At 54.8% G+C, this 19,370-nt stretch carries 17 protein-coding genes; all 17 read left to right on the forward strand.

The features are described from left to right. Positions 1-198: 198 nt before the first annotated feature. Positions 199-1,284 (forward strand): 3-phosphoserine/phosphohydroxythreonine transaminase, encoded by a 1,086-nt coding sequence (serC, locus tag KVG85_RS01965; RefSeq protein WP_217862847.1) that lies wholly within the window; start codon positions 199-201, stop codon positions 1,282-1,284. Then, positions 1,284-2,378 carry a prephenate dehydratase gene (pheA, locus tag KVG85_RS01970; protein WP_016770924.1) on the forward strand — a complete coding sequence of 365 codons (1,095 nt, stop codon included), beginning with the start codon at positions 1,284-1,286 and terminating at the stop codon, positions 2,376-2,378. The genes serC and pheA overlap by 1 nt, the downstream gene beginning before the upstream one ends. Before the next feature lie 13 nt (positions 2,379-2,391). Beyond that, positions 2,392-3,504 (forward strand): histidinol-phosphate transaminase, encoded by a 1,113-nt coding sequence (hisC, locus tag KVG85_RS01975; RefSeq protein WP_071173169.1) that lies wholly within the window; start codon positions 2,392-2,394, stop codon positions 3,502-3,504. Positions 3,505-3,532: 28 nt separating this feature from the next. Then, on the forward strand, positions 3,533-5,740 hold the full coding sequence (locus tag KVG85_RS01980; protein WP_236168542.1) for a bifunctional prephenate dehydrogenase/3-phosphoshikimate 1-carboxyvinyltransferase: 2,208 nt from the start codon (positions 3,533-3,535) through the stop codon (positions 5,738-5,740). Beyond that, positions 5,737-6,426, forward strand: coding sequence for a (d)CMP kinase (gene cmk / locus KVG85_RS01985; RefSeq protein WP_024013869.1), 690 nt, complete (start codon positions 5,737-5,739; stop codon positions 6,424-6,426). The genes KVG85_RS01980 and cmk overlap by 4 nt, the downstream gene beginning before the upstream one ends. A gap of 119 nt (positions 6,427-6,545) precedes the next feature. Next, positions 6,546-8,231, forward strand: a complete 1,686-nt coding sequence (gene rpsA / locus KVG85_RS01990) for a 30S ribosomal protein S1 (protein WP_016770920.1) — start codon at positions 6,546-6,548, stop codon at positions 8,229-8,231. A gap of 192 nt (positions 8,232-8,423) precedes the next feature. Then, positions 8,424-8,702 (forward strand): hypothetical protein, encoded by a 279-nt coding sequence (locus KVG85_RS01995; RefSeq protein ID WP_122603644.1) that lies wholly within the window; start codon positions 8,424-8,426, stop codon positions 8,700-8,702. A 153-nt stretch (positions 8,703-8,855) separates the two neighbouring features. Further along, positions 8,856-9,152 (forward strand): integration host factor subunit beta, encoded by a 297-nt coding sequence (gene ihfB, locus KVG85_RS02000; protein WP_007950920.1) that lies wholly within the window; start codon positions 8,856-8,858, stop codon positions 9,150-9,152. A 30-nt stretch (positions 9,153-9,182) separates the two neighbouring features. Next, a complete protein-coding gene (locus KVG85_RS02005; protein WP_122603643.1) occupies positions 9,183-9,422 on the forward strand; it encodes a LapA family protein in 240 nt (79 codons plus the stop codon). Between the two features lie 223 nt (positions 9,423-9,645). Beyond that, positions 9,646-10,722 (forward strand): dTDP-glucose 4,6-dehydratase, encoded by a 1,077-nt coding sequence (gene rfbB / locus KVG85_RS02010; protein ID WP_101155399.1) that lies wholly within the window; start codon positions 9,646-9,648, stop codon positions 10,720-10,722. Next, positions 10,719-11,612 carry a dTDP-4-dehydrorhamnose reductase gene (gene rfbD / locus KVG85_RS02015; protein WP_217862848.1) on the forward strand — a complete coding sequence of 298 codons (894 nt, stop codon included), beginning with the start codon at positions 10,719-10,721 and terminating at the stop codon, positions 11,610-11,612. The genes rfbB and rfbD overlap by 4 nt, the downstream gene beginning before the upstream one ends. Beyond that, on the forward strand, positions 11,609-12,499 hold the full coding sequence (gene rfbA, locus KVG85_RS02020) for a glucose-1-phosphate thymidylyltransferase RfbA (RefSeq protein WP_217862849.1): 891 nt from the start codon (positions 11,609-11,611) through the stop codon (positions 12,497-12,499). The genes rfbD and rfbA overlap by 4 nt, the downstream gene beginning before the upstream one ends. Positions 12,500-12,554: 55 nt before the next feature. Continuing rightward, on the forward strand, positions 12,555-13,478 hold the full coding sequence (locus KVG85_RS02025; RefSeq protein WP_217862850.1) for a glycosyltransferase: 924 nt from the start codon (positions 12,555-12,557) through the stop codon (positions 13,476-13,478). Then, entirely contained in the window at positions 13,475-14,431 is a 957-nt protein-coding gene (locus KVG85_RS02030; protein ID WP_217862851.1) for a UDP-glucose 4-epimerase family protein, read from the forward strand. The genes KVG85_RS02025 and KVG85_RS02030 overlap by 4 nt, the downstream gene beginning before the upstream one ends. Further along, the gene (locus KVG85_RS02035; protein ID WP_217862852.1) at positions 14,431-15,435 is read left to right on the forward strand and encodes an MraY family glycosyltransferase; all 1,005 of its coding nucleotides are present in this window, start codon (positions 14,431-14,433) and stop codon (positions 15,433-15,435) included. The genes KVG85_RS02030 and KVG85_RS02035 overlap by 1 nt, the downstream gene beginning before the upstream one ends. Before the next feature lie 1,036 nt (positions 15,436-16,471). Further along, complete coding sequence (locus tag KVG85_RS02040) at positions 16,472-17,305, forward strand: ABC transporter permease (protein WP_437180382.1); 834 nt, start codon at positions 16,472-16,474, stop codon at positions 17,303-17,305. Beyond that, entirely contained in the window at positions 17,295-19,370 is a 2,076-nt protein-coding gene (locus KVG85_RS26225; protein ID WP_217862853.1) for an ATP-binding cassette domain-containing protein, read from the forward strand. The genes KVG85_RS02040 and KVG85_RS26225 overlap by 11 nt, the downstream gene beginning before the upstream one ends.

Genomic DNA, 19,370 nt, shown 5'->3' on the forward strand with positions numbered 1-19,370 from the left:
CCCCCTTGTTATTTGTCCGGTATGAAAATTTGCAACACTGCGGATGATCGTTCCCACGCTCTGCGTGGGAATGCCGCTGGGGACGCTCCGCGTCCCATGACGCAGAGCGTCATTGGATGCATTCCCACGCGGAGCGTGGGAACGATCAGTCGCAAACCAAAAGATTCAAGTGACCACCAAATCAGAGCGAGATTGGATGTGAGCAAGCGAGCCTATAACTTCTGCGCCGGTCCGGCGGCGCTGCCTGAAGCTGTCCTGCAGCGCGCCCAGGGTGAACTCCTTGATTGGCACGGCAAGGGTCTGTCGGTCATGGAAATGAGCCATCGCAGCGATGAGTTCGTGTCCATCGCCACCCAGGCCGAGCAGGATCTGCGTGACCTGCTGAATATCCCGTCGAACTACAAAGTGCTGTTTTTGCAGGGCGGCGCGAGCCAGCAGTTCGCGCAAATCCCGCTGAACCTGTTGCCTGAAGGCGGCTCGGCCGACTACATCGACACCGGTATCTGGTCGCAGAAAGCTATCGAAGAAGCCTCGCGCTACGGCCACGTCAACGTTGCTGCCACTGCCAAGCCTTACGACTATTTCGCCATTCCCGGCCAGAACGAGTGGAATCTGTCGAAAGACGCCGCTTACGTTCACTACGCGCCGAACGAAACCATCGGCGGTCTGGAATTTCAGTGGATCCCGCAAACCGGTGACGTACCGCTGGTGGCGGACATGTCTTCGGACATCCTCTCGCGCCCGGTCGATATTTCGCGTTTCGGCATGATCTACGCCGGCGCGCAGAAGAACATCGGCCCGAGCGGCATCGTCGTCAACATCATCCGCGAAGACCTGTTGGGCAAGGCCCGCTCGCTCTGCCCGACCATGCTTAATTACAAGGTCGCAGCTGATAACGGTTCGATGTACAACACCCCGCCGACGCTGGCCTGGTACCTGTCCGGTCTGGTGTTCCAATGGCTGAAAGAGCAGGGCGGCGTTGAAGCGATCGCCAAACTCAACGACGTCAAGCAGCGCACGCTGTACGGCTTCATCGATGCCAGCGGCCTCTACAGCAACCCGATCAACAAGTCGGATCGCTCGTGGATGAACGTGCCGTTCCGTCTCGCTGACGATCGTCTGGACAAGCCGTTCCTCGCCGGTGCCGACGAGCGCGGTCTGCTCAACCTCAAGGGTCACCGTTCGGTGGGCGGTATGCGCGCCTCCATCTACAACGCCGTCGACATCACTGCGGTCAACGCGCTGGTGGCGTACATGGCGGAATTCGAGAAGGAACACGGCTGATGTCCGAGCAAGAACTCAAGGCACTGCGCGTTCGCATCGACGCTCTGGACACCAAAGTTCTGGAGCTGATCAGTGAGCGTGCGCGTTGCGCCCAGGAAGTCGCCCGCGTGAAGATGGCCTCGCTGGCCGAAGGCGAAGTGCCGGTGTTCTATCGTCCTGAGCGCGAAGCTCAGGTGCTCAAACGGGTGATGGAGCGCAACCAGGGGCCGCTGGGCAACGAAGAGATGGCGCGGTTGTTCCGCGAAATCATGTCGTCGTGCCTCGCGCTGGAGCAGCCGCTGAAAGTGGCTTACCTCGGCCCTGAAGGCACCTTCACCCAGGCTGCCGCGATGAAGCACTTCGGTCACGCGGTGATCAGCAAGCCGATGGCGGCGATTGATGAAGTGTTCCGTGAAGTGGCGGCCGGTGCGGTGAATTTTGGCGTGGTGCCGGTGGAAAACTCCACCGAAGGCGCGGTCAACCACACCCTCGACAGCTTCCTCGAGCACGACATGGTCATCTGTGGCGAAGTCGAGCTGCGCATTCACCATCACCTGTTGGTCGGTGAAAACACCAAGACTGACAGCATCAGCCGCATCTATTCCCACGCGCAGTCGCTGGCCCAGTGCCGCAAGTGGCTGGACGCGCATTACCCGAATGTCGAACGCGTCGCGGTGTCGAGCAACGCCGAAGCGGCCAAGCGGGTCAAGGGTGAGTGGAATTCGGCAGCGATCGCTGGTGACATGGCGGCAGGGCTGTATGGCCTGACGCGTCTGGCCGAGAAGATCGAAGATCGCCCGGACAATTCGACGCGCTTCCTGATGATCGGTAACCAGGAAGTGCCGCCTACCGGCGACGACAAGACCTCGATCATCGTGTCGATGAGCAACAAGCCCGGCGCGCTCCACGAGCTGCTGGTGCCGTTCCACGACAATGGCATTGACCTGACCCGCATCGAAACCCGTCCGTCGCGCAGCGGCAAATGGACCTACGTGTTCTTCATCGACTTCGTCGGCCACCACCGCGATCCGTTGATCAAAGGTGTGCTGGAAAAGATCAGTCAGGAAGCAGTAGCACTCAAAGTGCTGGGTTCCTACCCGAAAGCAGTTCTCTAAGGGGCGGTAGCAAATGAGTGGCAACTTCCTCGCTCTGGCACAGCCGGGCGTGCAACAACTTTCGCCGTACGTTCCGGGCAAGCCTGTGGACGAACTGGCGCGCGAGCTGGATCTGGATCCGGCAAAAATCGTCAAACTGGCGAGCAACGAAAACCCATTGGGCGCCAGCCCGAAGGCATTGGCGGCGATTCGCGAAGAGCTGGCCGAGCTGACCCGCTACCCGGACGGCAATGGTTTCGCCCTGAAATCGCTGCTCGCCGAGCAGTGCCGTGTCGAGCTGAATCAGGTCACGCTGGGCAATGGCTCCAACGACATTCTTGAGCTGGTTGCGCGTGCCTATCTGGCGCCGGGCCTGAATGCGGTGTTCAGCGAACATGCATTCGCTGTGTATCCGATTGCTACCCAAGCTGTCGGTGCGCAGGCCAAAGTCGTTCCAGCCAAAGACTGGGGCCATGACCTGCCGGCGATGCTTGCGGCCATCGATGCCAACACCCGCGTGGTGTTCATCGCCAACCCGAACAACCCGACCGGCACCTGGTTCGGCGCAGAAGCGCTGGACGAATTCCTGCAGGACGTTCCCGAGCATGTGCTGGTAGTCCTCGACGAGGCTTACATCGAGTACGCCGAAGGCAGCGATTTGCCGGACGGTCTCGACTTCCTCGCGGCGTACCCGAACCTGCTGGTGTCGCGCACCTTCTCCAAGGCCTATGGTCTGGCCGCGCTGCGCGTCGGTTATGGCTTGTCGACGCCTGTGGTGGCAGACGTGCTGAACCGCGTTCGCCAGCCATTCAACGTCAACAGTCTCGCGTTGGCGGCGGCGTGTGCGGCGCTGAAGGACGAGGAATATCTGGCGCAAAGCCGTCAGCTCAACGAATCCGGCATGCACCAGTTGCAGGCGGGTTTCCGTGAGTTGGGGCTGGGCTGGATCGAGTCCAAAGGCAACTTCATCTGCGTCGATCTCGGCGTGGTCGCGGCGCCGATTTTTCAGGGCTTGCTGCGCGAAGGCGTGATCGTGCGTCCGGTGGCCAATTACGGCATGCCGAACCACCTGCGGGTGACCATCGGTCTGCCGGCAGAAAACAGCCGTTTCCTCGAAGCGCTGCGCAAGGTTCTGGCTCGTGGTTGATGTCACTGCGCTGCAACCTGCTGCACCTATGATCGGTCGCCTTGTGGTGGTCGGTCTGGGGTTGATCGGTGGTTCGTTTGCCAAGGGTTTGCGTGAAAGCGGCCTGTGCCGTGAAGTGGTCGGCGTTGATCTCGACCCGCAATCGCGCAAGCTCGCGGTCGAATTGGGTGTGGTCGATCGCTGCGAAGACGACTTGGCGGCGGCTTGCGTCGGTGCCGATGTGATTCAGCTGGCGGTGCCGATTCTGGCCATGGAAAAGCTGCTCGCGCGTCTGGCTGTCATGGACCTGGGGCAGGCGATTCTTACGGATGTCGGCAGCGCCAAAGGCAACGTAGTGCGCGCGGCGACCGAGGCGTTCGGCGGCATGCCGGCGCGTTTCGTGCCGGGGCACCCGATTGCCGGTTCCGAGCAGAGCGGGGTGGAAGCCTCGAATGCCGAGCTGTTCCGCCGGCACAAGGTGATCCTGACGCCGCTCGAGCAGACCGATCCTGCCGCGCTGGCGCTGGTTGATCGTCTCTGGCGCGAACTGGGCGCCGATGTCGAGCACATGCAGGTCGAGCGTCACGACGAAGTGCTGGCCGCGACCAGTCATTTGCCGCATCTGCTGGCCTTCGGTCTGGTCGATTCGTTGGCCAAGCGCAATGAAAATCTGGAGATCTTCCGTTACGCTGCCGGTGGTTTTCGCGATTTCACAAGAATCGCCGGAAGCGACCCGGTGATGTGGCACGACATCTTCCTCGCCAACCGCGAGGCTGTCCTGCGCACACTCGATACATTTCGCAGCGACCTCGACGCCTTGCGCGACGCGGTCGATGCAGGGGATGGGCACCAATTGTTGGGCGTTTTCACGCGCGCCCGGGTTGCCCGCGAGCATTTCAGTAAAATCCTGGCCCGCAGGGCCTATGTGGACGCTATGAATTCCAACGATCTGATCTTCCTGGCTCAACCTGGTGGCCGCCTGTCCGGTCGGATTCGCGTACCGGGTGACAAATCGATTTCCCACCGTTCGATCATGCTCGGCTCGCTGGCCGAAGGCGTCACCGAAGTCGAAGGCTTTCTCGAGGGCGAAGACGCCCTGGCGACCTTGCAGGCGTTTCGCGACATGGGCGTGGTCATCGAAGGCCCGCACCACGGCCGCGTGACTATCCACGGTGTTGGTCTGCACGGCCTGAAACCTGCGCCGGGCCCGATCTACCTGGGCAACTCCGGCACCTCGATGCGTCTGCTCTCCGGCCTGCTGGCGGCGCAGAACTTCGACAGCACCTTGACCGGCGACGCTTCGCTGTCCAAGCGTCCGATGAATCGCGTGGCTAATCCTCTGCGAGAAATGGGCGCCGTGATCGAAACCGCTGCCGAAGGTCGCCCACCGATGACCATTCGCGGTGGCCACAAGCTCAAGGGTCTGACCTACACCATGCCGATGGCCAGTGCCCAGGTGAAATCCTGCCTGCTGCTTGCCGGTCTCTATGCTGAAGGCAAGACCACGGTGACCGAGCCGGCACCGACCCGCGATCACACCGAACGCATGCTGCGTGGCTTCGGCTACCCGGTCAGCGTTGACGGCGCCACGGCTTCGGTCGAGTCCGGCGGCAAGCTCACCGCGACTCACATCGAAGTGCCGGGCGATATTTCGTCGTCGGCGTTCTTCCTGGTCGCGGCCTCGATCGCCGAGGGCTCCGAGCTGGTGCTCGAGCACGTCGGCATCAACCCGACCCGTACTGGCGTGATCGATATCCTGCGGCTAATGGGCGCCGATATCACTCTGGAAAACCAGCGTGAAGTGGGCGGCGAGCCAGTGGCTGACTTGCGCGTGCGCGCAGCTAAACTCAAAGGTATCGAGATTCCGGAAGAGCTGGTGCCGCTGGCGATCGACGAATTCCCGGTCCTGTTCGTTGCGGCTGCGTGCGCCGAAGGGCGTACCGTGCTCACCGGCGCCGAAGAGCTGCGGGTCAAGGAATCCGACCGGATTCAGGTCATGGCGGACGGTTTGCTGGCGCTGGGCGTCAAGTGCGAACCGACCCCGGACGGCATCATCATCGACGGCGGCCAGATCGGCGGCGGTGAAGTGCACGGGCACGGCGACCACCGTATCGCCATGGCCTTCAGCGTCGCCTCGTTGCGCGCTACCGCACCGATCCGCATCCACGATTGCGCCAACGTCGCGACCTCGTTCCCCAACTTCCTCGCGCTGTGCGGGCAAGTCGGCATTCGTGTGGCACAAGAGGCTCAGTCGTGAAAAACATTGCACCGGTCATCACCATCGATGGGCCAAGCGGCTCCGGCAAAGGCACGGTCGCCGGGATTCTGGCCAAACGTCTGGGCTGGAACCTGCTGGATTCCGGTGCGCTTTATCGCTTGCTCGCGTTTGCTGCGCACAACCATGGCGTCGACCTGACCAATGAAGAGCTGCTGAAGACATTGGCCGCTCATCTGGATGTGCAGTTCATCGCCGCGACCGAAGGTCAGCTGCAGCGGATCATTCTAGAAGGCGATGAAGTCAGCGATGTCATTCGCACCGAAAGCGTCGGCTCCGGCGCCTCGCAAGTGGCTGCGCTGCCCGCCGTGCGCGAGGCGCTGCTGCAGCGCCAGCGTGCGTTCCAGGAAGCGCCGGGGCTGGTGGCGGACGGTCGCGACATGGGCACGGTGGTTTTTCCAGATGCACCACTGAAGATTTTCCTCACCGCCAGTGCCGAGGAACGGGCGCGCCGTCGATATTTGCAGTTGAAGGGCAAAGTCGAGGGTGTTAGTCTGTCGAGTCTGCTAGATGAGATCCGTGCACGCGATGAGCGTGACACCCAGCGCGCAGTAGCCCCGCTCAAGCCGGCGGCCGACGCGATTCAGCTGGATTCAACGGAGCTTTCCATCGATCAGGTGCTTGAACGCATCATGAGCGAGATCGCCATTCGCGATATCGCCGGGTGACCAAGAAGGCCGCAGGGGACCAGTCATAGTCCTGCGGTGCTTCTTTTAAATGAAACTAACCCACACCGTCTGGGGTGTGGAGATGGGCGTTTACTTCGCCCTCATCTACAGGAATTAAAATGAGCGAAAGCTTTGCGGAACTCTTTGAAGAAAGCCTGAAAACCCTGAACCTTCAGGCAGGCTCCATCATCACCGGTGTTATCGTTGATATCGATTACCAGGCTCGCTGGGTAACCGTTCACGCTGGTCTGAAGTCTGAAGCACTCATCCCGCTTGAGCAGTTCTACAACGATGCTGGCGAACTGAACATCAACGTTGGTGATGAAGTTCACGTTGCTCTGGATTCGGTTGAAGACGGCTTTGGCGAAACCAAGCTGTCCCGTGAAAAAGCCAAGCGCGCTGAATGCTGGATCGTTCTGGAAGCAGCCTTCGCAGCCGAGGAAGTGGTCAAGGGCGTTATCAACGGTAAGGTTAAAGGCGGCTTCACTGTCGACGTTAACGGCATCCGTGCGTTCCTGCCAGGTTCCCTGGTTGACGTCCGTCCAGTGCGCGACACCACGCACCTGGAAGGCAAAGAGCTGGAATTCAAGGTCATCAAGCTGGACCAGAAGCGCAACAACGTTGTCGTTTCCCGTCGCAGCGTCCTCGAAGCCGAGAACTCCGCCGAGCGTGAAGCTCTGCTGGAATCCCTGCAGGAAGGCCAGCAAGTCAAAGGTATCGTCAAAAACCTCACCGATTACGGCGCATTCGTCGATCTGGGTGGCGTGGACGGCCTGCTGCACATCACCGACATGGCCTGGAAGCGCATCAAGCATCCTTCCGAGATCGTCAACGTTGGTGACGAAATCGACGTCAAGGTTCTGAAATACGATCGCGAACGCAACCGTGTTTCCCTGGGCCTGAAGCAACTGGGCGAAGATCCATGGGTTGCTATCAAAGCCCGTTACCCAGAAGGCACTCGCGTAACCGCTCGTGTAACCAACCTGACCGACTACGGCTGCTTCGCTGAGCTGGAAGAAGGCGTTGAAGGTCTGGTACACGTTTCGGAAATGGACTGGACCAACAAGAACATCCACCCTTCGAAAGTCGTACAAGTCGGCGACGAAGTGGAAGTCATGGTTCTGGACATCGACGAAGAGCGTCGTCGTATCTCCCTGGGCATCAAGCAGTGCAAGTCGAACCCATGGGAAGACTTCTCTGGCCAGTTCAACAAGGGCGACAAGATCTCCGGCACCATCAAGTCGATCACCGATTTCGGTATCTTCATTGGTCTGGACGGCGGCATCGACGGTCTGGTTCACTTGTCCGACATCTCCTGGAACGAAGTGGGCGAAGAAGCCGTACGTCGTTTCAAGAAGGGCGACGAGCTGGACACCGTCATCCTGTCGGTTGACCCAGAGCGCGAGCGCATCTCCCTGGGCATCAAGCAACTGGAAAGCGATCCGTTCTCCGAGTACGTCTCGGTTAACGACAAGGGCGCTATCGTGACCGGTACCGTGAAAGAAGTTGACGCCAAAGGCGCCATCATCGTTCTGGCCGACGACATCGAAGCTACCCTGAAAGCCTCCGAAATCAGCCGTGACCGCGTTGAAGACGCGCGCAACGTTCTGAAAGAAGGCCAGGAAGTTGAAGCCAAGATCATCAGCGTTGATCGCAAGAGCCGCGTAATCCAGCTCTCGATCAAGTCGAAAGACGATGCTGAAGAGAAAGAAGCCATCCAGAGCCTGAAAGCAGCTCCGGAAGGCGAAGCAGCTGACACCACTATGGCGGCACTGCTGCGTCAAGCAATGGCCAAACAGAACTGAGTTCTGCTTGATCATTAAAAAGGGCGACTTCGGTCGCCCTTTTTTGTGTCTGCGATTTGGTCTTTGTACGTCCGTGCATGAAACCAATGCCGACGCCTGCGGGTCTGTTTCTTTAATCGGATCAATCGCCTATTCGCGACTAAGCTTGATCGTGAGCATTAGTCGTCAGGCTAGCCTGGCATAAGGAAGTGGATGAACAAGTTATTTGTTGTTGCGGTGGTATTGGCGCTGGCAGGTTGCACCACCAGTGCGAAAACCCATGCGGTGCGCGGCGTCAGTGGTATCGAGATCGATTGCTCCGGGTTGGGTTCCGGTTGGGAGAAATGCCAGAAGCGTGCAGCGAAGGAGTGCAAAGGCAAGGGCTATAAGGTCATCACCCGTTCTGACGATGCCAAAGATGAAGACGAGTACCCGTTTGGCTTTAATCCGGCGGGTTTCGTGACCCGGACCATGCTGGTGATGTGTCGTTAGGGCAGCGGCGATCCGACTCGCCACTGGAGTGCCCTGAAAATGGGCGTTTTGACCCCGGGAAAGATATGTCAATCCCTGGGCTGTTCAAAATCTTCCGGGCATGCTAAAACCTTTCAAGCGCTGATCTAGCTGCTTGAAAAAGAAGGGAAAAATATGACGAAGTCGGAGTTGATCGAACGAATTGTCACCCATCAAGGGCTACTCTCATCCAAAGATGTGGAGCTGGCCATCAAGACCATGCTTGAACAAATGTCTCAGTGCCTCGCCACCGGTGATCGTATCGAGATCCGTGGTTTCGGCAGCTTCTCCCTGCACTACCGCGCACCGCGCGTCGGCCGCAATCCAAAGACCGGCCAGTCGGTAAGTCTGGACGGTAAATTCGTTCCGCACTTCAAGCCGGGTAAAGAATTGCGTGACCGCGTGAATGAGGAAGAGGAGGAGGGCGCTTGATCTTCGCTATTCAAATTCAAGGGGGCGTGAATGCGTAACCTCAAACGCATACTGCTTGGCATTTTTCTTCTGCTGATGGTTCTGGTTGTTCTGGCGTTTGTGCTGGAAAACCAGCAATCGGTTTCGCTTTTGTTTCTGGGTTTTTCCGGCCCGCAGTTGCCGGTGTCGGTTGTTGCGGTGCTGGCGTTGCTGATCGGCATGCTCATCGGTCCAATTTTGGGCTGGTTTCTTGGACGCTCGTCCAGAGCTGCACGCAAGCGACTGGTCTAAAAGCGACAGGCGCACGGCATCTGTCGAAATTGCGCCTCAGCCTGTCTTTATCCATTAGTAAAAGCATCATTAAGCTGTAAAATGCGTCCCTTGTTCGATCGTGCCTTAATGCATGTCGATTCAGACTGACTCTGACGGATGCCAACTGATAGTGGCTTCTGCATTCATGGATTAGACCGCGCTCGCTGGCAGCGCTGTCCGCAGCTCAAGGGTATCGTTTCGCGTGAAAATTCTAGTTACCGGCGGTGCCGGCTTCATTGGCTCGGCAGTCATTCGTCACATCATCTCCAACACTTCCGATGCAGTCGTTAACGTCGACAAGCTGACGTACGCCGGCAATCTGGAGTCCCTGGCAGAAGTCAGCCAGAATTCGCGTTACGCCTTCGAGCGCGTCGATATCTGCGATCGTGATCAGATCGACCGTGTCCTGCGTGAACACCAGCCCGATGCAATCATGCACCTCGCGGCAGAATCCCACGTAGACCGCTCGATCTCCGGCCCGTCCGAGTTCATCCAGACCAACATTATTGGCACCTACACGCTACTCGAAGCAGCGCGCCACTACTGGGCTGCGCTGGACGACACCCGCAAAGCCAACTTCCGCTTCCACCACATTTCGACTGACGAAGTTTACGGAGACCTCGAAGGTCCGGAAGACCTCTTCACTGAAACCACGCCTTACCAGCCAAGCTCGCCATACTCCGCCAGCAAAGCCAGTTCTGATCACCTTGTTCGCGCCTGGGCCCGCACCTATGGCCTGCCGACACTGGTGACCAACTGCTCGAACAACTACGGCCCATGTCACTTCCCAGAGAAGCTGATCCCGCTGATCATCCTCAACGCCCTCGAAGGCAAGCCGCTGCCGGTGTATGGCAAAGGCAACCAGGTCCGTGACTGGCTGTATGTCGAAGATCACGCGCGCGCATTGTACAAAGTCGTCACCGAAGGCGTGATCGGCGAGACTTACAACATCGGTGGTCATAACGAAAAACAAAACATCGAAGTAGTGCATACCCTGTGTGCCTTGCTCGATGAGTTGCGTCCGGATTCGGCCCATCGTCCACACGCCAGTCTGATTACTTATGTTCAGGATCGTCCTGGGCATGACGTGCGTTATGCAATTGATGCGAGCAAGATTCAGCGTGAGCTGGGATGGACGCCGGAGGAGACTTTTGAAACCGGTATTCGCAAGACTGTTGAGTGGTATCTCAATAACACTGAGTGGGTTGAGCACGTGAAGAGCGGTAGCTACCAGCAGTGGATTGATCAGAACTATGCGGATCGTTCGAGCAAAGCATGAAGATACTGCTTCTAGGAAAGAGCGGTCAGGTTGGCTGGGAGCTGCAACGCTCCCTCGCTCCGCTTGGCGAACTCGTCTCTCTTGATCGTCATCTTGTCGATGGCCTCTGTGGTGATCTGTCCAATCTAGAAGCCTTGCGCGCGACAATTCGTCAGGTGAAGCCCGACGTTATTGTTAATGCCGCTGCCTATACGGCGGTTGACAAGGCCGAGTCGGAAACCGAGCTGGCGGATCGCGTGAACGGTTTTGCAAGTGGCGTGATGGCGGAAGAAGCCGCATCGCTGGACGCATGGCTGGTTCACTACTCAACCGATTATGTTTTCAATGGCCAAGGCGTCATGCCATGGCAGGAGACAGACGCTGTTGCGCCGGTGAACCATTACGGTTCCAGCAAGCTAGCCGGCGAACAGGCAATCATCGCGTCGGGTTGCAAGTATCTGATCTTCCGTACTAGCTGGGTTTACGGAGCTCGCGGCAACAACTTCGCGAAGACCATGCTGCGCTTAGCGAAAGATCGCGAAGCGTTGAGCGTGATTGCGGATCAGATCGGAGCGCCGACGGGGGCTGATCTGATTGCTGATGTAACGGTGTTGGCTATCCAGCAAGTTCTGAGGCGTCCAGAGCTGGCCGGTCTCTATCATCTAGCCGCTGCCGGTGAAGTGTCCTGGCATGGCTATGCCACTCATGTCATTGACTTCGCAAAAGCCCAAGGCGAGGAGTTGGCTGTGACAACGGTCAATCCTATCGAGACTACTGCCTATCCGACACCTGCGCGTCGCCCTCTGAACTCACGTTTGAATACCCAGAAGCTGCGCGACAATTTTTCTCTACACTTGCCGGATTGGCAAAGTGGTTTAACCAGAATGCTTAGGGAAGTTTTGAACAAATGACCACGACAAATCGTAAAGGCATCATCCTCGCCGGCGGCTCAGGTACTCGTCTGCACCCGCTGACTCTTGGCGTATCGAAGCAGATGTTGCCGATCTACGACAAGCCGATGATCTTTTATCCGTTGTCGGTACTGATGCTTGCGGGTATGCGCGAGATCCTGATTATCTCCACTCCGGAAGATTTGCCATGTTTTCGCAAGTTGTTGGGCGATGGCAGCCAGTACGGTATCAAGCTTACCTACGCCGAACAGCCTAGTCCGGATGGTCTCGCCCAAGCGTTCATTATCGGAGAAGAGTTTATCGGCAAGGATCCTTGCTGCTTGATTCTGGGTGACAACATTTTCTACGGTCAGCATTTCTCGGATAACTTGCGCTCGGCAAGCTCTCAGCAGCAAGGTGCTACTGTATTCGGCTACCACGTGTCTGATCCGGAGCGTTTTGGTGTTGTCGAGTTCGATAAAGATGGCCGAGCGTTGAGCATTGAAGAAAAACCGCTGAAGCCCAAGTCGAACTATGCTGTAACCGGCCTGTATTTCTATGATAACGACGTCGTTGAAATCGCCAAGAACATCAAGCCTTCTGCACGTGGCGAGCTGGAAATCACCGACGTTAACCGTGCTTACCTTGAGCGAAAAACCCTTAACGTTGAGATGTTGGGCCGTGGTTTTGCGTGGCTGGACACCGGTACACATGACTCCCTGCTGGAAGCGAGTCACTTCGTGCATACCATCGAACATCGTCAGGGCTTGAAAGTCGCTTGCCTGGAAGAAATTGCCTATCACAACCGCTGGATCACTGCTCAGCAATTGGGCGCCCAAGCCGATGCGCTGAAGAAGACGGGCTACGGTCAGTACTTGCAAAAGCTTCTGGACTCGCCCTCTCACTGATTTGAATATTCTGTCGTTCGAACAGTAGCGCTCAATCGGCTCAAGCAGGAATTGCATGCCAGTAAATTATCCCAAGGTCGCGGTTTTACTGGCGGCCTACAATGGTGAGCAGTGGATCGAAGAGCAGTTGGCCTCGATCCTTCGCCAGTCGGCAGTTGAGTTGACGGTCTACATCAGCATCGATCCTTCCTCCGATGGCACTGAAGCTCTGTGCTGCGCTATTTGCGCTGAGCACCCAAGTGTTATTGTGCTGCCGGCCGCCGGCGTATTTGGCGGTGCTTCTCGTAACTTCTTTCGCCTTATTCGTGATGTAGACTTTGACTGTTTTGACTTCGTCGCTTTTGCAGACCAAGATGATGTCTGGCACTCGAACAAGCTTCAGCGCGCCCTTCAAGCAATCGAGACGCATCGTGCAGACGCTTATTCGAGTAACGTGACGGCCTTCTGGCCGGATGGCAGGACTCACTTGCTGGACAAGGCACAGCCTCAGGTCGAATGGGATTTTTTGTTCGAGGCGGCGGGGCCGGGCTGCACCTATGTAATGAGCAGAAAGCTTGTCGATAGCCTGAAGGCTTCGATGCTGTCGCATTGGCAGCTATTACAAAATGTGAGTCTGCATGATTGGTACTGTTACGCGTTTGCTCGGAGCAAAGGCTTTCGCTGGTACATAGACCCAGTCCCGTCTATGGATTATCGCCAGCATGAGCGTAACCAGGTGGGGGCCAACAAGGGGTTGAGTTCGTTGATTGACCGCTACAGAACCATTCATGACGGTTGGTGGTTTAATCAGGTTCGATTGATAGCTCGGTTAGTTGGGCTTGGCAGTGATTCCTTTGTAAGGACATGGTTGAGCTTTCGTCGTCTCCAGTTGTTGACGCTCTCCTTCAGCGCCTGGCGTTGTCGGCGTCGTTTGCGCGATAAAGTTTTTTTCTTTTTTGTCTGCTGGATGACTGCTTTGATAGGACGGAAAACCAAATGACTGCCCCCAAGGTGCTAGTGACAGGGGCGAGCGGCTTTGTTGGTGAGGCCGTGGTGTTAAAATTATTGGTTGATAAGAAGTTTTCGCCAATTGCGGCTGTTCGTGGTGCCAGCCGATTGCACGGGTTATGTCCTGCGGTAGCCTTTGACTTGACACACACCGTACTGCCAGATCTTGGCGACGTTCAGGTAGTTATTCATGCTGCAGCCCGCGTTCATGTCATGAATGAAACGTGCGTGGATGCCTTGATCGAATTTCGAAAGGTCAACGTTGAAGGGACCCTTAGACTTGCAAGGCATGCTGTGCAATCGGGCGTTAAGCGCTTCATTTTCATAAGCTCAATCAAGGTTAATGGCGAGAGCACAATCGTTGGGCAGCCTTTCACGGCCGATGATCAACCGAGACCACTGGATCCTTACGCAATATCCAAGTTCGAAGCGGAAGAAGCCCTAATGCAAATTGGCCAGAGCACAGGAATGGAGGTTGTGATCATCCGTCCTCCACTCGTTTATGGTCCCGGCGTAAAAGCCAATTTTTTGAGTTTGCTGAGTCTGGCAAATACGGGAATTCCGCTACCGTTGGGGGCAATTCGAAATCAGCGAAGTCTCGTGGCGATTGGCAATCTGGTTAGTTTTGTTGTCACTTGTATTGATCATCCTCGCGCCGTTAATCAGAGATTTCTGGTCAGTGATGGGCAGGACTTGTCGACGACACAACTGTTGCAGCGGTTATCGAAGGCACTAGGTAAACGCGTTTGGCTCCTGCCGATACCGGAACGGTTATTGAAACTGGCAGCGTTCATCTTGGGCAAGCAAGCGGTTGTCCAGAGGCTTTGTGGTTCATTGCAACTTGATATCGCCAAAAATCGAGAATTACTGGCATGGGTGCCCCCGGTGCGTATGCATCTTGCCATGCGCCGGACCGCTAGCCATTTTTTGGAAAAACAGACGTAATGAAAAGTTGGTGGTTTTTACTCCTGGTATTTGCAATGTCCTGGGGGCTGACTTTTTTCTTGCGTCGTTATGCGCTGGCGAAGAGTTTGATGGATATACCAAACGAGCGCAGTTCCCACACGATACCAACGCCACGTGGAGGAGGAGTCGCCATTGTGATCTCCTTTCTATTGGCTCTACCTGTTATCAGCGGTCTTGATTTGTTGAGCCACTCTGTTCTTTACGGGGTATTTGGCGCAGGCCTGTTCGTGGCCATCATTGGATTTGCTGATGATCATGGACATATCGCCGCAAGGTGGCGACTGCTTGGACATTTCACTGCCGCTGCATGGGTGCTCTACTGGCTAAGCGGGCTGCCGCCGATCGGTTTTTTGGGGTTTACGGTAGATTTGGGCTGGTTCGGTAATACTTTAGCGGTGGTATATCTTGTCTGGATGCTGAATCTATACAACTTCATGGACGGAATTAACGGATTGGCGAGTATCGAAGCTATCAGTGCCTGCGTGGGGATGTGTCTGATTTATTGGTGCCTCGGGCGTGTTGAACTGATTTGGCTGCCGTTGATTCTGGCGACTGCAGTGGCGGGGTTCATGTACTGGAACTTTCCACGTGCGCGGATCTTTATGGGTGATGCGGGAAGTGGGTTTATCGGAATAGTTCTAGGTGGAATGGCGCTACAGGCAGCGCATATTTCGATCGAGTTGTTTTGGAGTTGGCTCATTCTCCTCGGTGTTTTTATTGTTGACGCCACCTGGACGCTGATCCGGCGCTTGGTACAAGGCGAGAAGTTGTATCAAGCACATCGTAGTCACGGATATCAAAAAGCCGCTCTCCGATGGGGGCACCAGCGAGTGACCTGGATGGTGGCAATCCTGAATATTGGTGTTTTGCTTCCGGTGGCAGCATTGGTGGCCACAGGTGTGTTCGATGGCATGCTCTCAATATTGGTGACTTATGCCTGCCTCTCGTACCTGGCGTATATGGCGAAAGCAGGTATTAAGTAGCGATGTCTTGTCACGCGGGGAGTGGCAAATCTGTTGTGATCAGGTCGGTTAATGATCAGCGCGCAGGCGTCTTTGCGGCTTGGGTGCTTCGCCGAGTCTACAAGGGATCTGTTGTAGCAACGATGGCTTGCTGTCTTACGAACGGGAGGCACCGTCTTCGCTCTCGGCCCCGTCTCACCATATAGGCAGCCCCATGCTGATTGAGTTTTGGTGAGTCTGACTCTGAGAGTGATTATCAAGGATTTTTGACCGTAATCCCTGGTAAAACCGGATTGTAGATAACGCTTTTTACTGGGATAATCTCTTCTTTTTATGCTCGCATTCAGTATTTCTGATAGAAAAGGGTGGTCAATCCTAGGGGAGGGTGTCTAGTTTTATGATGAATTCGCTTCTCCGTCATGAATCACCCGCCTGTCAGTGATTGTTTCAAGGTAAATATTTTGTCTCAGTTCTGTCCATATAGCGGCTTGGCGGCATGTATCAATTGGTTCAGACCGTTTGGGTATAAGATTTAGCTTAACCACATGTTTTCTGCTGATCGCTGGAATTGCATTCTATGAAGTGCAAATGGTCGTGATCGTAAAGGCATTGAGCCATCCCTTCGCATTGGTTTGGAAATTTCCGGCTTAATCGTATGAACATGGATACAGCGAGCCATCATCAGGCTTCATCGACCTCCACGATAGTGGGCCTGCACAAACCGCTCACCACTCGCAGTCCGAAGTCGCCTTCGGAGGCTAGTGTAGGGGTGTCAAAAAAACATCTTTCAGCTTTACATGCTTTGCAGGCTTTCAGCTCAAGTAGCGAAAAGCCTTTGAGCGTGCCTTCCCAGCGCATCAATTGTTCGCGAATCTTTGCATCGCCCTTTGGCGTCTGGCATTTGCAGCTTTCATATGTGCCAGCAACGTCCGCGAGCATAATCTCTCAAGAAAATATCACCAAACATACAGTTCTGGTGACAGCTTTATTATGAGCGTTTTTTTCTTTTTTTAATTTGTAAGAACAGGAATTCTTAATGAAGGATTTAGTTGAGATTATTAATCCACACGCTAGAAGGTCAATTACGTTAAGAGGGCTTCTCGGGAGTTTGTGGCGAAATAAGCGATTGATTTCGCAGATGACAAAAAGAGAAGTCGTCGGACGATATAAAGGATCCGCTATGGGCTTGGCGTGGTCGTTTTTTAATCCGATCGTTATGCTCGCTGTGTACACCTATGTTTTCTCTGAAATATTTAAAACCCGCTGGGTAGGGACCGCTGCGGACGAAAGCAAGGCGCAATTTGCGTTGATTCTGTTTGTCGGTATGATCGTGCAAGGACTTTTTGCAGAGGTTTTCAACAAATCGCCGGGTTTGATCATTTCTAATGTTAATTACGTTAAGAAAGTTGTTTTTCCTTTGGAGATTCTCCCAGTAATCACGTTGGGAGCGGCACTGTTCCATAGTTTGGTAAGTTTTCTGGTTCTGATAATGGCGCTTTTCATTTTCAAAGGATCGGTGCACTGGACAGCTATCTTCATGCCAGTTGTAATCTTTCCGTTGATTGTCATGATCATGGGTTTTTCGTGGTTTCTGGCGTCGCTCGGTGTTTTTGCTCGCGACATAGGACAGTTCACCGCGATTATCACCACGGTACTCACATTCCTGTCTCCGGTTTTTTACCCTGTCTCCGCCGTTCCAGAGGCTTTCCGCCCATTCATGATGGCAAACCCCCTGACGTTCATCATTGAACAGGCGAGGGAGGTGCTCATATGGGGCCATTTGCCTGACTGGACAGGCCTGTCTGTATATATGTTGACGGCTACAGTTTTTGCTTGGGCAGGTTTTGCCTGGTTTCAGAAAACACGAAAAGGTTTTGCCGATGTCCTCTGATCAAATTGCAATACGCGTGACGAATGTCAATAAACGCTATGAGATTTATGGCGCGCCATTGGATCGGCTAAAGCAATTTGTTTTGCCTCGTGTTCGGTCTCGTGAGCAGAATGGGGAGCGCCGCAAATACTTTGATGAATTTTGGGCGTTGAAGGATGTCTCCTTCGAGATAAAACGCGGCGAAACCATTGGTGTTATCGGTCGTAACGGTAGTGGCAAGTCTACACTTTTACAAATGATCTGCGGGACCCTGACTCCAACAAGTGGAGAAATTGAAACCCGTGGCAGAATTGCTGCATTGCTTGAATTGGGCTCTGGATTTAATCCCGAATTCACCGGACGTGAAAACGTCTATATGAATGCAGCAATCCTGGGTCTCACGAAAGAAGAAATCGACGAGAAGTTCCACGATATCGAATCATTTGCTGATATAGGGCATTTCCTCGATCAGCCTGTAAAGACATATTCAAGTGGTATGGTCGCAAGGCTGGCGTTTTCGGTAGCGGTACAAGTGGATCCCGATATTCTAGTGGTTGACGAGGCGCTAAGCGTCGGCGACATGGCTTTTCAGGAGAAGTCCTTCACACGAATGAAGAAAATTCGCGATGCTGGAACGTCGATTCTGTTCGTGTCGCACTCAACATCAGCCATTCGAAATTTCTGCGATCGCGCTATTTGGCTCGACAGAGGTGTGGTGCGGTCAATTGGTGAGCGTCAAAGCGTTTGCGACCTGTATCAAACGGAAATGGAATCGGAAATACGCAAGGAAAACAACACGCCAACAGCGGCTCTTAACCAACCACTCGCCGCACCGTTCGTGCCGAGAGCCAAAACGATATCTATCGTTTCAGTCTCAATCGATAAACCTTCCTACAAGATGGGAGAAGACATACGGGTTGACGTGAAGCTGGCGTTCTCGGATGTAGTTCCGACTTACGGCATTGGATTGATCATTTATGATGCAAACGAGAAAGTGGTTACGATTCTCAGCAGCCTGAGAGATGACCTGTTTTTCTCCTCGGCTAAACCCGGTGTTTCTCTAGTCATTAGAAATAATAATTTTGTACCTGGTTCATACAGAGCCACCCTCTCTGTCTCTGATGAGCAGGGTATGTTTTCTTACGATAAGCTCGAGTCATGCTTCAAGTTCGAAGTCGATATGGAACGTAGTTCGCGTGGCCTTGCGAAAGTTGATGGCATGCTCAGGTCTGACCATGAATGGATTGATAATTCCGGCTGGAGCCTGAATGAGGGTGAGGCCCTCTGGGTGCGTCCGGGTCTACCCTCCAGGACTGGTGACAAGGTTCCTCTACTAGTATTGCTGAGGGTGCGTAATGAGGAGCTTATTCTAAAAGATACGCTCGACCATCTTTCGACGTTTGCTGACTATATCTGTGTATACGAAGATGCCAGTACGGATAGTACTCGCGAGATACTGAAATCTTGCGAGAAAGTCGTGCTCATTGTAGAAAACAACCACTGGCAATCTGGGATTGATAATCGCCTTCTATCTGAAACCCGGCATCGTGGGATGCTTCTGGATTTTGCTCGTCTACACTTTGATTTTCAATGGTGCATGTGTTGCGACGCTGATGAACGCTATATCGGTCCCATCCGTGAGTATGTGACTGCGTCTCCGGAAATGAAGCCGGAAGCGGTCAGGATACAACTATTCGACGCTTATATGACCCCGGGAGATGATGCGCCTTACTTGCCGGGAACACCGCTGTTGAACTTTCGGCGGTACTTCGGTGTGGAACGACGAGATATCTTGATGCTGTGGCAGAACAACGACACTGTGAAGTTTCAGGGGTTGGATGCCAGGGAGCCGGTTGTTTCAGGTGTTACGGACGTCAACTTTTATTGCCAGCATTATGGCAAGAGTCTCTCGTATGAACATTGGGATGCAACGTGTGATTACTACAGTGCGAATTTTCCCTGGATACCTTACGGGGAGAAGTGGTCGAAACGGAAGGGGCATGCGCTCCATGATTTATCCGATTTTGGCCGCGAATTGCACCAGTGGTGCGTCACGTTGTTTGAAAACTCAATAAAGATTAATTGA

Origin of the sequence: Pseudomonas triticicola, assembly GCF_019145375.1 — a bacterium.
GTDB classification, from domain to species: domain Bacteria; phylum Pseudomonadota; class Gammaproteobacteria; order Pseudomonadales; family Pseudomonadaceae; genus Aquipseudomonas; species Aquipseudomonas triticicola.